1 protein-coding gene is annotated in these 561 nt (G+C 61.1%); it reads left to right on the plus strand.

Going from position 1 to position 561, the window contains the following annotated elements; translation table 11 throughout:
• Positions 1 to 74: 74 nt before the first annotated feature.
• Positions 75 to 380: a DDE-type integrase/transposase/recombinase gene (locus AC1RRW_RS22295; RefSeq protein ID WP_492903912.1), complete on the plus strand. Its 306-nt coding sequence runs from the start codon at positions 75 to 77 to the stop codon at positions 378 to 380.
• Positions 381 to 561: the final 181 nt, after the last annotated feature.

A 561-nucleotide genomic window follows, 5' to 3' on the forward strand; every position in this document is an offset into this window, starting at 1 on the left:
GTCGAGCGAGAAGGACGATGATGGCCGATGGGTGAAGCACAAGGGCAAGCCGGCGGTCCATGGCTTCAAGCCCCATGGTGGCCGACATCACCTACGTCGCGATCCAGGCGGGCTTCGTCTACGTCGCCGTCATCCTCGGCGCCTGGTCGCGCAGCGTCGTCGGCTACGCCATCGGCCGCTCGATCGACGTCAGGCTGACGTTGGCCGCCCTGATCTCGGCTATTGGCAAGCGAAAACCGCCGCCCGGCTGCGTGCGTCACGGCGATCGCGGATCGCAATATGCTGCCGGCCGCTACCGGCAGGCTCTCTCCGAACATGGTGCTATCGCCAGCGTCTTCTCTGAACTGCTATTCTTGCCGTCATGTCCACTCAGGACGTGAAGGAGTTGCCGCTGGACCGCGATCTCTGAGCTGCTATTCTACGGCACGAGACGCTTGCGATGCGTCCTGAGTTGCCGCTGGACCGCGATCTCTGAACTGCTATTCTAGAGCATGCTTCATTTACACGGAAGCGTATCCTGCGTTTTTGAGGTAGTTTGCGCATTCGGTTGGTGAGACGAGG

Source organism: Allobosea sp. GW821-FHT12C12, assembly GCF_058807355.1.

Bases quoted from the DNA above. Each gene is read 5' to 3' on its own strand.
- AC1RRW_RS22295 (WP_492903912.1), top strand. From the start codon at position 75: ATGGTGGCCGACATCACCTACGTCGCGATCCAGGCGGGCTTCGTCTAC.